The 13,179-nt window shown below is 68.0% G+C and carries 13 protein-coding genes; 9 read left to right on the forward strand and 4 right to left on the reverse strand.

What is annotated here, in order from left to right; all coding sequences use genetic code 11:
- Nucleotides 1-454 precede the first annotated feature (454 nt).
- Nucleotides 455-1,567, forward strand: a complete 1,113-nt coding sequence (locus Scani_RS13225) for an ISAs1 family transposase (protein WP_246295749.1) — start codon at nt 455-457, stop codon at nt 1,565-1,567.
- Between the two features lie 1,252 nt (nt 1,568-2,819).
- Here Scani_RS13225 and Scani_RS13235 read toward each other — a convergent pair.
- The 3 genes from Scani_RS13235 to Scani_RS13245 all read right to left on the reverse strand — a co-directional run bounded on the left by Scani_RS13235 (nt 2,820) and on the right by Scani_RS13245 (nt 5,371).
- Nucleotides 2,820-3,329, reverse strand: coding sequence for a hypothetical protein (locus Scani_RS13235; protein WP_159474227.1), 510 nt, complete (start codon nt 3,327-3,329; stop codon nt 2,820-2,822).
- Between the two features lie 75 nt (nt 3,330-3,404).
- Nucleotides 3,405-4,559 carry a carboxylate-amine ligase gene (locus Scani_RS13240; protein WP_218039181.1) on the reverse strand — a complete coding sequence of 385 codons (1,155 nt, stop codon included), beginning with the start codon at nt 4,557-4,559 and terminating at the stop codon, nt 3,405-3,407.
- Nucleotides 4,560-5,026: 467 nt separating this feature from the next.
- Complete coding sequence (locus Scani_RS13245; RefSeq protein ID WP_159474230.1) at nt 5,027-5,371, reverse strand: hypothetical protein; 345 nt, start codon at nt 5,369-5,371, stop codon at nt 5,027-5,029.
- Nucleotides 5,372-5,795: 424 nt separating this feature from the next.
- On the opposite strand from Scani_RS13245, the gene Scani_RS13250 reads away from it, so the two are divergent.
- The 7 genes from Scani_RS13250 to Scani_RS13280 all read left to right on the forward strand — a co-directional run bounded on the left by Scani_RS13250 (nt 5,796) and on the right by Scani_RS13280 (nt 11,840).
- A complete protein-coding gene (locus tag Scani_RS13250) occupies nt 5,796-6,509 on the forward strand; it encodes an urease subunit gamma (protein ID WP_159474233.1) in 714 nt (237 codons plus the stop codon).
- A gap of 5 nt (nt 6,510-6,514) precedes the next feature.
- Nucleotides 6,515-8,488 (forward strand): urease subunit alpha, encoded by a 1,974-nt coding sequence (locus Scani_RS13255; protein WP_159475907.1) that lies wholly within the window; start codon nt 6,515-6,517, stop codon nt 8,486-8,488.
- 86 nt (nt 8,489-8,574) lie between these two features.
- The gene (locus Scani_RS13260) at nt 8,575-9,249 is read left to right on the forward strand and encodes an urease accessory protein UreF (protein ID WP_159474236.1); all 675 of its coding nucleotides are present in this window, start codon (nt 8,575-8,577) and stop codon (nt 9,247-9,249) included.
- A 39-nt stretch (nt 9,250-9,288) separates the two neighbouring features.
- Entirely contained in the window at nt 9,289-9,990 is a 702-nt protein-coding gene (gene ureG / locus Scani_RS13265; RefSeq protein WP_159474239.1) for an urease accessory protein UreG, read from the forward strand.
- The gene (locus Scani_RS13270) at nt 9,987-10,805 is read left to right on the forward strand and encodes an urease accessory protein UreD (RefSeq protein ID WP_159474242.1); all 819 of its coding nucleotides are present in this window, start codon (nt 9,987-9,989) and stop codon (nt 10,803-10,805) included. The genes ureG and Scani_RS13270 overlap by 4 nt, the downstream gene beginning before the upstream one ends.
- Entirely contained in the window at nt 10,802-10,990 is a 189-nt protein-coding gene (locus tag Scani_RS13275; protein WP_159474245.1) for a hypothetical protein, read from the forward strand. The genes Scani_RS13270 and Scani_RS13275 overlap by 4 nt, the downstream gene beginning before the upstream one ends.
- Nucleotides 10,991-11,336: 346 nt before the next feature.
- Nucleotides 11,337-11,840: a winged helix-turn-helix transcriptional regulator gene (locus Scani_RS13280; RefSeq protein ID WP_246295751.1), complete on the forward strand. Its 504-nt coding sequence runs from the start codon at nt 11,337-11,339 to the stop codon at nt 11,838-11,840.
- 386 nt (nt 11,841-12,226) lie between these two features.
- Here Scani_RS13280 and Scani_RS13285 read toward each other — a convergent pair whose 3' ends face one another.
- Nucleotides 12,227-12,727, reverse strand: coding sequence for an SLAC1 family transporter (locus Scani_RS13285; RefSeq protein WP_246295754.1), 501 nt, complete (start codon nt 12,725-12,727; stop codon nt 12,227-12,229).
- Between Scani_RS13285 and Scani_RS13290 the strand changes: the two genes are divergently transcribed.
- Nucleotides 12,693-13,076, forward strand: coding sequence for a nitrile hydratase accessory protein (locus Scani_RS13290; protein ID WP_246295756.1), 384 nt, complete (start codon nt 12,693-12,695; stop codon nt 13,074-13,076). The genes Scani_RS13285 and Scani_RS13290 overlap by 35 nt on opposite strands.
- Nucleotides 13,077-13,179: the final 103 nt, after the last annotated feature.

Below are 13,179 nucleotides of genomic sequence, written 5' to 3' on the forward strand. Positions count from 1 at the left end.
CCCAGTAATCTTTGGGTAGATGGCCTTCGATGACCTGCACGGGAGGATGTCGAAGCGAGTGCCACTCGGCCGGGAACACGCATCCGCCAGGCAGTGTCCCTCGTCATGCTGTTGGGGATCAACCGGCGGTTGTATTGCGGTGCGCTGGGTGGCGCGGAGGAACTACAAGAGAGCTTACGGCAGATATCACCCATATCACCATCGGGGAGGTGGCGGCGCGGTAAGGCGATCCATTCGTCGTGCATCTCGAAGAGCGCAGCGGAAGCCAACCGGATGGTCCGACAACGCAGCAACGGAGACCCCGACCGGCAACATCTGGATGAAGCGCGAACCGGAAGTCGCGTACTACCGCGCCCTCTTCGGCCACTTCGGCGTAGTCGGCTGACGCTCGGTTGCTGACGTCTCGTCATGTTGAGCGGGGTTCGGTACACAGCAGGCACGGGCGTCCGCGATCATGGAGTTCTCTACGCTCTGTGACCTTGGACTGCCCGTGCCTGCCGACGCGTCATCCCTGACCTCCCCCGCCTTTGAACAGCTCAGACCGCATCCGGAAGTGTCCAGGAGCGATCTTCCGACTCTGCTGGAACGCCTCGGCACGGCCGTCGCCCCGCTGGTCCCGAAACGGTCCTGGCCCGCGGAATCCACGATCCGGCGACTGCTCGCCAGAATCGACGCGGACGCCCTGGACCGGGCGGTCGGAGCCTGGCTCGCGGACCGGCAGACCAGGGGACAAGAGCTGCGAGGGCTCGCGGTCGACGGGAAGTCGCTGCGGGGTGCGGCCCGCGCGAAGGGACGGAAGATCCACCTCCTGGCCGCCTGCGACCACGTGAACGTACTGGTCCTGGCCCAGATGGACGTCGGTGAGAAGACCAACGAGATCACCCGCTTCCGGCCTCTGCTCGACACCCTCGAGGATCTGGCTGGCACAGTCGTCACCAGCGACACGATGCACACCCAGCATGACCATGCCGTCTACCTGCTCGACCGGCAGGCCCACATCGTGATCGCCAAGCGCAACACGAAGAAGCTCTGTCGGCAGCTCAAGTCCCTTCCCTGGACGCAGATCCCACTGCAGGACAGGACCCGCGCGACCGGTCACGGCCGCCAGGAGATCCGCCGACTGAAGGTGTGCACGGTCAACAACCTGCTCTTCCCCGGCGCCCGCCAGGCCGTCCAGATCGTCCGCCGCCGCATCCACCGCAAGACCGGGAAGTTCAGCCTCAAGACCGTCCACGCGGTCACCATCCTCACCGCCGAGCAGGCCGGCCCGGCTCAGCTCGCCCGACTGATCCGAGGGCACTGGACCGTCGAAGCCCTGCACCACGTCAGGGACGTCACCTTCGCCGAGGACGCCACCCAGCTTCGGAAGGGTGCAGCCGATCACGGTGCTGCCCGTCGCACTGCTGTGTTCTCCGTATTCTTCGTCGGGATCGTCCGGCTCCCAATGTCCGATCTCGATCTCCCAGGAACCGTCGTCGTCGCCGGGTTCGGGCGCTTGGACCGTCATGTAGAAGCCGTCGGAGTCGTACGGCTCCGCAAAGATCTCGCGGCTGGGGTCATCCAGTGAGGCCCCCGTGCCGGCGCACCGAGAGTGTGCTGTGACCAGCACCCGGAGGCCGGCGACAGCGTTCTCCCGCTCCTCCGTGGTGAACCCTGCCTCACAGCGATCGAGCTGTTCGCGCGTCTCGTCGCTCAGTGTGTCCATTCCGTCGTCATACTTCACGAAGGGATGGCCGAATTCCCAGTGACGCGCGTTCTCCATGTCAGGTACCGAGGAAGTCCCCGAGGAATCGTCGAGTGCCGCACCCAACTCGGCCTCTTCTAGCTCCAGTTCGGAACGAATCGCCCGACTGACCGTATCGGGCACAATCAGCAAGGCATTATCCAGATCGGCCAGCGCCTGGTGAAGCCGCAGACAGACGTACTCGTACCACAGACTGTGGGCGCCGCAGAGAAGATCGGCACGGGCAGTAGCGTCTGTCAGTGCCGCAAGGTGCTTGCGGGGGTAGTAGTCCACACGCTGTTCCCGGCAGTCGTGGACACTCACAGGGACGGTGGCGAAGGCGGAGATCCGATTGAGAGCGTCGACGATCGGAACCGTGAGGCGCGAGTCGCCAAGACTCGTCACGGTCTTGGATACGACGCCGTCCGGACCCTGATAGGTCGCCAGGATCTGATTCTTCCCACGGTTGGCGTGCTGAGAGTAGACGGTCAAGAGGACGCCTTTCACCGTCCGGCAGACGACAGCCGGACAGGATAGGTGCGTTAGGAGTGGAAGGAGGTGGTGGCGAGGGCGCTTTCCGACGCTCCGTACCTCACGATGCCCGGCGGTGGCCCAGGTACTGTCCCAGGCTCCTTGCCTGCCCACAGGTCAGGCGGATGGCAGGCGCGTCACAATCGGATTCTCGCTTCTGTCCGGGCGGGAAGAACTGATGGCCTCCGGAAGGACTTCGCTACCGAACTCCTATGACATCGTGTGCCCCCATCCAGCCCGCCCTTGATCGCACGCCCGGCCGTCGGTGCGGGGTTGCGGTCACCCCGACCAAGTAGGGCAGCTACCGGCCCCGGGTGGTCAGCCGGGCCAGGACGTCGTGGTTGCCGCCTGCGGAGTCGGTGCGGATCAGCGTGCGCCGACCGCGCCGTCGTCCTGGACACGGGCCTGCGGGTACAACCCGATACGCTTGTTCACCAGGAGAGTGCTTCTTCCCTTGCAGCTGACTGGACCCTCGACATGTCGCATCGTTGCAGGTCAGCGGCGTTCTCCGCTCATTTGGTCAAGGCCTGGACAAACTCATCCGTGAAAGCCCGAAGCTAGTTGATCACGGCTGGGTGGCGCTCCAGCGGCGTTTGCCGGGCGCCGGCGCCGGCCGGGGTAAGAGGCGCGCAGGAGGAGGATCTGACAGTGGGTGCGGGCAACGGTGCCGAGACTCGTGTACGCCTCCTCGGCGTAACCGGTCTTCTTGCGGTCCTTGGCGTACTGGTCGATCTTCCCGATCACCGTTTGGAGCGTCGTGCACGGGGCGCTGCCGGGCGCCGATGATGAAGCGGACGGAGGCGTCGAACTGGTCACCGGGGTTATCGGCGCGGTTCTTGGGGCCCGTGAAGAGGTTGCCGGGCAACCAGATGCAGACCTGGGCGAAGTTGTCCCCGCCCTCGTGCCGGGCGGCACCGGCCTGGTGGGTGACGGTCCTGTTCTTGATGCCGGTGGCGAGGCCCTTGACCTGCTGACGGTCTGCGGGCGCGAGCGTGGTGCCGTACTTGTCGACGCTCTCGAGGATCGCGTTGAGCACCGGGGTCGCGGCGGTGAGGAGCCGTCCCGGGCCCTCCACATCGGGATTCCACGGACACCCCCCATACTTCTCGGCCTTGCCGACATCGGCAGGAACCCAAGCGGCCGCCACGGGTCAAGTGGGCTGCACCGTGCCGTCGCGGAACGCACGACCCTTCCGGTCAGGGGCGACGCCGTGGTCGGCCGGGTCGGAGACTGCCAGGGCGTCGACAACATCCTCCAACCGTTCTGTGCACATGTACACAGCGCGTTGCCGTGCGGCGCCCGTGCCGTGCCTTTGCAGCCGAGACAGCCAACGTCGCACGGTGTCGAAGTCGCCGGCTGCTTGCAGGTGCCCCTGCACGTGTCCCATCAGGGCCTTGGTCAGATGCCAGACCGGGACGCTTCTGGGCGGGCCGGTCAGCGGTAAGGCCAGCGCCTGGCCTGACATACCGTCACGGGCCGTGCGCCACGCCGCCGCGCGAAGGACGGCGTCCTCCACCGGCAGGGCCGGTCTTCCCTCGCGCAAGTCGGTCAGCGCCGCGGCCACCATGGCGCGCACCAGCAGGGCATAGGCAACGGCGTCCTCGGTGTCCGGCAGCACATCGGCGACCCTGACTTCGACGGTGGGCACATGCCGCGAGGGGCGGACGGACCAGTACAACATGGCCGGATCCACCGCCGCACCGCTGTCCACGAGCGCCGCCACCACCTGCTCGTAGTGGTCCACCGAGCGCAGGTACGGCGGCGGGCCGGCGGTCGGCCACCGGCTCCACAGCATCGCCCGCCAACTGGCGTGTCCGGTGTCGCGGCCGCCACAGAAGGGGGAGTTCGCGGTCAGCGCCAGCAGCAGTGGCATCCACGGCCGCAGATGGTTGACCACCTGTACGGCCTCCTCCAGATCCGGCACGCCCACATGAACATGGCAAGCATTGGCGCATTGCTGGTCCACTAGTGCCCCGAAGCGGGCAGCGATCGCGTGATCACGCGGCTTGTCCAGGATCGGCGGCGGTCCGGGATCGCCCAGCGGGACCGTGCCAGAGGCCACCAGCAGACAGCCGGCCTCCCCCGCGGCGCGGGCCGCACACCGGCGCAGCCGCATCACCTCCGTGTGCAGCTGGCTCCCGTCCGAGCACACACCGCTGACGGTCTCCAGCTGCGCCAGCGCCATCTCGCCGACCACATGCCCGTCCCCTGCCAGCCGGCCGGCCGCCTCCACCACTGCATCCGCCACGAGCGCCGCCTCGCGCGTCACCGCATCCGCCAGAAGGAACTCTTCCTCCACCCCCACTGTCAGCTGTCCTTGTCCCGCTCTGCTCCCCGCACTCGTTGCGTAGGGATCCCGCACGCCGCCTCCAGCCTCTGCACACCCGCAGCACGACAAAACGGCTCCCACGGTAAGTCCCAGGGCGATTCGGGAGACACAATGACGCATTCTCGACCTCACCGGGCAGATTCCGTCCCCCGAGCCTGATCACTTCTGTCCGAGCGCTCGTCGCAGCCCGACGTGCATGGCCGACGGCATTGCCATGGGAGCACCGGGCCTGCCGCTCAGCCCCGTCTCAGGGCGCCGGAATCGTCTGCCGGAGGATGCGGGCGGCCGGCGATGGACCCGTCGGGGCGTTGTTGGGTGAGCAGGTGGGCGGCACCGTGGGCGGCGGGGCCGGCTGCGGCGTGGTCGCTGTGTGCGCTGAGGGTGATGAGGGCGTAGGCGGTGCTGAGGGCGTCACTTGGCCCCACCCGCCGTCGGGATTCTGCTCAGGAAGTCCGTGTAATCAGCGGTGAAGCGACGTCGCCAGCGGGGGGCATCCCCGCGGCCGTCTGCTCCCACAGCCCCCTCAACGCCGCCGCGTGCGGGAGACCGGCAGCAGGCGGCTCCGCCCCGGGTGCGAGTACCTGGCGCAGAGGCGCGGTGAACCGTTCCAGCTCACCCGGGACCGACCCCAGGCCCCACCGGTCGATCTGGTCGTCCATCCAGCAGATGAACGCTGCCCACCGCGCCGTCAGCGCCACGTCCGCGACATCGCCCTGCTGGAGAGCACAGTCGGCCAGTACATTCAGCCGAGCCGCGGCAAGGCGCCGCTCCCCGCGGGCATCCGTCACCAAACCCACCTCCCGCGCCCACGGCAGCATCGCCTCCGGCCCGAGGACTGGCGAGGATGATGAGATGTCGGGCATACCCCAATCTTTCCAGGGCGCCGTCAGTCTGAGGTAGTGGATACGAAAGCGAAGCAACTCTGATCGTTCACGCCCACTCCCGGAAGAGCGCCACCAGCCCCGAATTGCAAGTCATTACCACTCTTTCGGGTGCTGGCCGGGAGGAGTGCCGTTTCTGCTCTGCCGGCGTGATCAGGATGGTCCGTACGCGGGTTGGGGCTGAGTGATCGAGGTGGAAGCTGCACTGCGCCAGGGGCAGGGGGCGAAATGCCGTGAAGACTTCGCCCCCCATCACGACGGCGGATGGCCAGTCCCAGCATGCGGGCCCAGGACAGGAGTTCTGGGAAGGGGCGAACACAGGGATGTGGCAGTGCACCTGACTCCGCATGAGCAAGAACGCTTGATGATTCATTTGGCGGCGGATGTCGCCGAGAAGCGGCGGGCCCGGGGGGTGCGGCTCAACTACCCCGAGACGATGGCGCTGTTGATCGTGCACGTCCTTGAGGGGGCCCGGGACGGCAGGACCGTTGCCGACCTGATGTCTTCCGGGCGGAAGGTGCTTGCCCGGGAGGAGGTGATGGAGGGCGTCCCGGAGATGATCGAGAACGTGCAGGTGGAGGCCACGTTCCCCGACGGCACGAAGCTGGTCACCATCCACAGCCCCTTCCCTGAAGTGGGCAAGGACGAAGAGCCGAACATCTCCCCGGGGAAGGTGGACTTCTCCCAGCGGAAGGGCGACGAGGAGGTGGCCTTCAACGAAGGCCCCGGGCAACTGGACCGCATCACGAAGCTCACGGTCGAAAACCCGACGGACCGACCCGTCCAAGTCGGATCCCACTACCACTTCGCCGAGGCGAACGACGGGCTGAAATTCCCCCGCAAGATGGCGTGGGGCAAGCGTCTGAACATTCCCGCCGGCAGCTCTGTACGTTTCGAGCCCGGTATCACCGAAGAAGTCGAGCTCGTACCCATCGAGGGTGAGCGCGTGGTCCACGGTCTGCGCGGCAAGATCAAGGGTCTGCCTGAGAAAATCCATGGCTCGCTGGACAACACCAAGGGTTCGTTCGACAAGGAGCGGGTGTGAATTCGATGGCTGAGTGCCCCAACTGCTCCTGCTGCCCAGAAGAGACGAATCCCTTCGGCCCGCTGCCCCGGTCCGACTACGCCGACCGGTTCGGCCCGACGACCCGCGACTGTATCCGTCTCGCCGACACCGCGCTGCGCATCAAGATCGAGGATGACTGGTCGGGCGGCCCCGGCCGCAGCGGCAATGAAATGGTGTTCGGCGGCGGCAAGGTCATCCGTGAATCGATGGGGCAGTCCGTCGTGCCGCGCGACCCCGGCAAGGGCAAGGCGGATACGTCAGCGGGCAGTACTGCGGCCCTCCCCCCTGACACCGTCATCACCGGCGTTGTCGTCCTGGACCACTGGGGCATCGTCAAGGCCGATGTCGCCATCCGCGACGGCGACATCGTCGCGCTCGGCAAGGCGTACAACCCCGAGACGATGAATCGTCTGCACGACGGCGGGGTCAGCCACAACGGTATCGGCCCGAAGCCCACCGACTTCGTCATCGGTCCCGACACCGAGGTCATCGCGGGGAAGGACAGGATCCTTACCGCCGGCGGGATCGACACGCACGTCCACTTCATCTGCCCCGACCAGATCGATGAGGCCCTGGCCGCGGGTGTCACCACGCTCATCGGCGGCGGCACCGGCCCGGCGGAGGGCAGTACCGCCACCACCGTGACGCCCGGGTCCTGGCACATCGACCGTACGTTCGAGGCGCTGGACGCCTACCCGGTCAACATCGGGCTGCTCGGCAAGGGCGCCACGATGTCCACGGAGTCCATGCTCGACCAGGTGGATGCCGGCGTCATCGGGTTCAAGGTGCACGAGGACTGGGGTGCCACCCCCGCCGTCATCGACAAGTGCCTGCAGGTGTGTCAGAAGACCGGTGTCCAGCTCGCGCTCCATGCCGACTCTCTGAACGAGGCCGGCTTCGTTCAGGACACCCTCGATGCCATCAAAAAGCGTTCCATCCATGTCTTCCACGTGGAGGGCGCAGGAGGCGGCCACGCCCCCGACATGATCAAGATGGTGAGCGAGCCGAATGTGCTGCCCGCCTCCACCAACCCCACCCGGCCACTGACCGTCAACACGGTCAAGGAGCACTTCGACATGGTGATGGTCTGCCATCACCTCAACCCCGCCGTCCCCGAGGACCTGGCCTTCGCGGACTCCCGGATCCGGCCCTCCACGATGGCCGCCGAGGACATCCTCCACGACCTCGGCGCCATCTCCATCATGTCCTCCGACGCCCAGGCCATGGGCCGCATCGGCGAGATGATCATGCGTACCTGGCAGACCGCGCACGTGATGAAGGTACGCCGCGGCTTCCTGGAAGAAGACCAGCCCGCTGACAAGCCGGAGAACAAGCCGAAGGGCAAAAAGGCGAAGGACCAGACGCCGGTGGACAAGACGCCGGAGCCCGAGCCGCCGCTGGCCGACAACAGGCGCGCCCGCCGGTACGTCGCGAAGTACACCATCAACCCGGCCCTCGCCCAGGGCATCGACGCCGTCGTCGGGTCGGTGGAGACGGGCAAGCTGGCCGACCTGGTGCTGTGGGAGCCGAAGTTCTTCGGGGTCAAGCCGCACCTGGTCATCAAAGGCGGACAGATCGCTTACGCGCAGGTGGGCGACGCCAACGCGTCCATTCCCACGCCGCAGCCGGTCCTGCCGCGCCCCATGTGGGGGGCCACCGGACTGGCTCCTGGCTCCCTCTCCTACAACTTCGTCACCGATCGGGCCGTCAAGAAGAACCTGTCCAGGGGCCGCACGCTGAACAAACGGTTCAAGGCCATCAAGGACACACGTGGCGTCTTCAAGGAGCACATGAAGGAGAACAACGCCACCCCCGACGTCCGCATCGACCCCGACACCTACGAGGTCATCATCGGCGGAGCGAAGGTGACGGATGTGACGACCTTTGTCGAAGGCCAGATCGTCGACCGTGCCCCCGTCTCTGAACTTCCCATGGCCCAGAGGTACTTCCTCTTCTGACTTCCTCTTCTGATCCGCCAAGAGATACCCACCGGTGACGCAGAAGACCAGTAGCCGAGAAACGAAGGAAAGGTGACCTGCGCTCCATGAACCGTGCCGCGCTGTTCGTCCTGGCCGACGGCCGGTTCCCGGCCGGAGGGCACGCGCACTCCGGCGGAGCCGAACCGGCCGTCGCGGCAGGCCGTATCAGGGATGCGGAGACGCTGGAGGAGTTCTGCCGGGGACGGTTGCATACTGCGGGCCTGGTCGCGGCGGCGCTGGCCGCCGCGGCCGCCGCGGGGCACGATCCGCTTCAGCTGGACGAGGCCGCCGACGCCCGCACCCCCGTGCAGGCGCTTCGGACCACCGCCCGCAAACTCGGGCGGCAGATGATGCGCGCCGCCCGCGCCACGTGGCCGTCGGCCGAGCTGGACCAACTGGCCGCGGCCCGGCCGCAGGGCGCGCACCAGCCGGTGGTACTGGGCCTGTCCGCGCGGTCGGCCGGGCTGGCGCCACTGGACGCCGCCTGTGCCGCGGCGTACGAAACCGTCAGCGGACCGGCCACGGCAACGGTCCGGCTGCTGAGCCTGGACCCGTTCGACGCCACCGCTGTCCTCGCCCGCCTGGCCCCAGAACTCGACCAGATCGCCGCAGCCGCCGCCGATGCCGCCCAGCGCATCCCCGACGAGGGCATCGACGCGCTGCCCGCCGCCTCCGCGCCGCTGCTGGACATCACCGCCCAGCACCACGCCGCCTGGCCGGTACGCCTGTTCGCTTCCTGACCACCACACCACAAGAGCTCACACAAGACGGGAATGCGCATGCACCTCGGTCACGATCTCGACGAGAAGTTTCCCCACCGGCACACCTACAGCGCCGCCGCCCCCAAGCGCCCCGACGGCACCCGGCGCGCCCTGCGGATCGGCCTGGGCGGGCCGGTGGGCTCGGGCAAGACCGCCACAGTCGCCGCCCTGTGCCGGGCGCTGCGCGCCGAGCTGTCCATCGCCGTCGTCACCAACGACATCTACACCCGCGAGGACGCCGATTTCCTGCTGCGCGAAGCAGTGCTGCCGTCCGAGCGCATCAAAGCCGTCGAAACGGGTGCCTGCCCGCACACCGCTATCCGCGACGACATCTCCGCCAACCTCGAAGCCGTCGAGGACCTGGAAGACGAGGTCGGTCCGCTCGACCTCGTCCTGGTGGAGTCCGGCGGTGACAACCTCACGGCAACCTTCTCCAAGGGGCTCGTGGACGCGCAGATCTTCGTCATCGACGTAGCCGGTGGCGACGACATCCCCCGCAAGGGCGGCCCCGGTGTCACCACCGCCGACCTCCTCGTCGTCAACAAGACCGACCTCGCCCCCTACGTCGGATCCGACCTGGAGGGCATGGCCCGCGATGCAAAGACCCAGCGCGGCGACCTCCCCGTCGCCTTCACCTCCCTCAAGACCGAGGGTGGCGTCAAACCAGTCGCCGACTGGGTGCGCGAACGCCTCACCAACTGGAGCGCAGGCCCCGCATGACCCTCGCAACCGAACACACCGCGCCGGCCGCCCAGTCCGCATTTGCCGCAGGCGTACAAGCCACCGCCCGCATCACGGCAGCCTTCAGGGGCGGTACCACCACCCTGCCCGTCCTCGACGGCGACGGGCCCTTCGAGCTCCGGCGTCTGCGCTCGCGCGGCAGCGAGGCACGTGTGTGCGTGGTCGGCGCCATGTGCGCCCCCCTCGGCGGCGACCGGCTGCGCATCGAAGCCACCGCCCGGCAGAGCGCGGCCCTCCACATCACCTCTGCCGCTGCGACCCTCGCCCTGCCAGGCCCTACCCCGGAACACGCCAGCTACGACGTGCACCTGACCGTGGCAGAGGACGCGGAGCTCCACTGGCTGCCCAAGCCGTTGATCTGTGCCGCCAGCAGCAATCTGCGGCAGACGTGGACGATCGACCTCGCCCCCACCGCACGACTCGTGCTGCGCGAAGAGCAGGTTCTCGGACGTACGGGCGAACCGCCCGGCAATGTGGCCAGCCGACTCACCGTCCGACGCGGCGGGCACCTGCTCCTCGACCAGGAAACCGAGTACGGTCCGGACTCACCCGGTTGGGACGGCCCCGCCGTCCTCGCCGACCACCGCGCGACCGGGCAAATCCTCATCGTCGACCCGGCCTTCGAAAGCAAGCCCCCCGGAGTCCAACTCTTCGTCGACGAGCCGGAAGACGGCCAAGCCATCCTGACACCACTCGCGGGACCCGCCGCGCTCGTCACTGCCCTCGCCCCGGATGGCCTCCGCCTGCGTCGCCTCCTCGACACGGCACGGATGAGGCCACCGAGGAGGGCGTGACCCGATCCGACGCCAACGGGTCGGCGCCCAACATGGCCTGGCCCGCATCAACTTCACCGTCCAGGCAGGTAGACCCCGAGCTGCCCACCTCGGTCGAACAGATCTGCACGCGCGCGGGCATCCCCACGGAGCCCCCGGACCCGGACGTCGCCTCGCCCGACGCTGCCGAGCAGGACGGCGAGTGATGGAGGGGGCCGAATCAACCCCCATGACGCGACCAAGCGGCCCGGCGCCTGCCTAGTTGCCGAGATGCCCGGCATCTAGGCCCCCTTCGCTCAACGGCCTCCGGGCCGCCGAGCAGCCCCGGCACCTGATGATCAGGACCTGCCGGCCATCGCCCGGGAGGTGGCCGCCGACCTGCAACGTCGTAACCACTCGGCACTGTGCCGGGCCTGCGCGACCGCGGCATCCGCGTCAGCAACCGCCGCCTCGGCACAGCGCTCCAGAGCATCTGCGCCGAGCGCGTCTCCCGCTGACCTCTCGGTCTCAGCACATAGCTGGAAGCCTCTCCCCCCATAACGGAGTTCGCCCATGTCCACCCCCGTACTGTCCTCTGCCGTCTCCTTCGGTTCCGTCGATGCTCAGCACGTCGAGGACGCACTGTCCCTGATAGCACCGAAGTGGACCACCTGGTCGGCGCAGACCCTGGCGCAGCAGGGCCGCCCCATGCGTGTGCGCGAGGTCGCCGCCAGGCTCCCCTTCGTCAGCGAGCAGTTCGTCGGCAAGTGGCTGGCCACGATGCACGCTGACGGGCTGGTCGCCCGCGTCGAGGACCGCCACGGGGCTCCGTACCGGCTCAGCGCACTCGGCGAGTCGCTGTCACGGGTGCACCGTGCCTTGTCGGACTGGTCTCTGGCCAACCTGTCGCTCGGCAAGGTCGCCGGAGCCGAACGGGTTGAGGAAGCCGTGCGGCGTCTGCATCTTCGGCATTCGACCGCCGTGATCCAGATCCTCCGGGCGGCACCCGAGGCTGCTTTCCGTCCCCCAGGGCCGAAGATGCGAGGCCGTGCATGGGCGGTCAGGATGAAGAAGTGAGGGCGATGGCGCCCCATATTCGGGTGCCCGTGGCCTCAGGTTTTCCGGGTCGAGCCACCTTCCGCCCTGGGCCTCTTGTCATGCCAGAGCCCGCTGATCGCGCGTGAGCCGGGCCGATTCCCGACTCCCTCTCAGCATGGGGCCGATGCCGTCTGGTGCCATCATGCCCATCCCCCAAGCGTCTGACAGCCCCGAGCCCATTCCTGGCCCCCCAACGTGGCCCCCACGCGAAATCGCCCCCCTCGCCGGCACCGGACCGGTCTGCCACAGGCGAGTTGACAGCCCCACCGAACAACTCGAAGTCCAGCTCGTCTTCCCCGCCGACCTGGTGCGTACCGCCGCGCCAGGGGTGCCCGGAAAGACCCCTGCCACCGTCCCGGCACAGGTCACCGGGAGTACGCGGCCAAGTGCCTGACCGGCCCGACCAGTGTGAGCACCCAGACGGCGACAGCGGCCCAGAGCAGTACCTGGCCCAGCGTCCACAGCCGGCCCACGGCCGCGGCGTCGGCGATGGACAGGGTGGCGACGGCCGTCATGCCCATCGGGAAGACCGTCGCCCAGCGCGCCATGTCGTAGTGGGGACGCGGCCAACGCACCTCGGCGAAGACGAGGACGGCGTACCAACACACGGACAGCGCGAGCGTCACCAGCGTGAGCGGACGCAGCGCGTCGTGCAGAGCGGTGCCGCGCCAGGCGGGAACGGCCAGCAGCTTCGACCCGGCGAGCGCACAGATCGCCGGCGTCCCGCCCGCCACCCACTGGTCGCCCGCGCCGGACCGCAGCTGGCCGAGGTCGAAGCGCCGGAAGGCGAATGCATAGAGCGCCAGACCTTGGGAGGGCCGCGCCTTCGGCATGGCAGTCAGCCCGTACGAGGCGGGCACGTTCACCTGGACACAATTCCAGGCCGCATTGATCGCCCGGATCGCGGCATGGGAGACCGCACATGATCAGGACGAGCCCTACGACTATTACCGGCTCTGGCTGGGCGCGCTGGAGGACGTGCTCGTCGCCCAGTGCGCTGTGTCCACCGACGAGGTCACCACACGCGCCCGAACCCTGGCGCAACGCCCCCAGGCCACGACCACCGCGATGACCACAGTCATCCGCACCCGCACTGACCCGGGACGCACTCCCGGCATTGCGGTATATCCCTTATGGACTCGTCAGCCCCTGGCTCCGTACTCGGGAAGGGGAGTCGCTTGTCGACGACTTCGGGAGTCGCCTCGCGCGTGGTAGGCACGATCGGTGTCGATGAGTTTGGGCGTCACGTGCCGCCCTGGCCGGCAATGTGCCTGCCAGTACCCAGCCGCCTCGCACGAGCCCGCTACCTGGTTTGGTC

Source organism: Streptomyces caniferus, from assembly GCF_009811555.1.
Lineage (GTDB): Bacteria > Actinomycetota > Actinomycetes > Streptomycetales > Streptomycetaceae > Streptomyces > Streptomyces caniferus.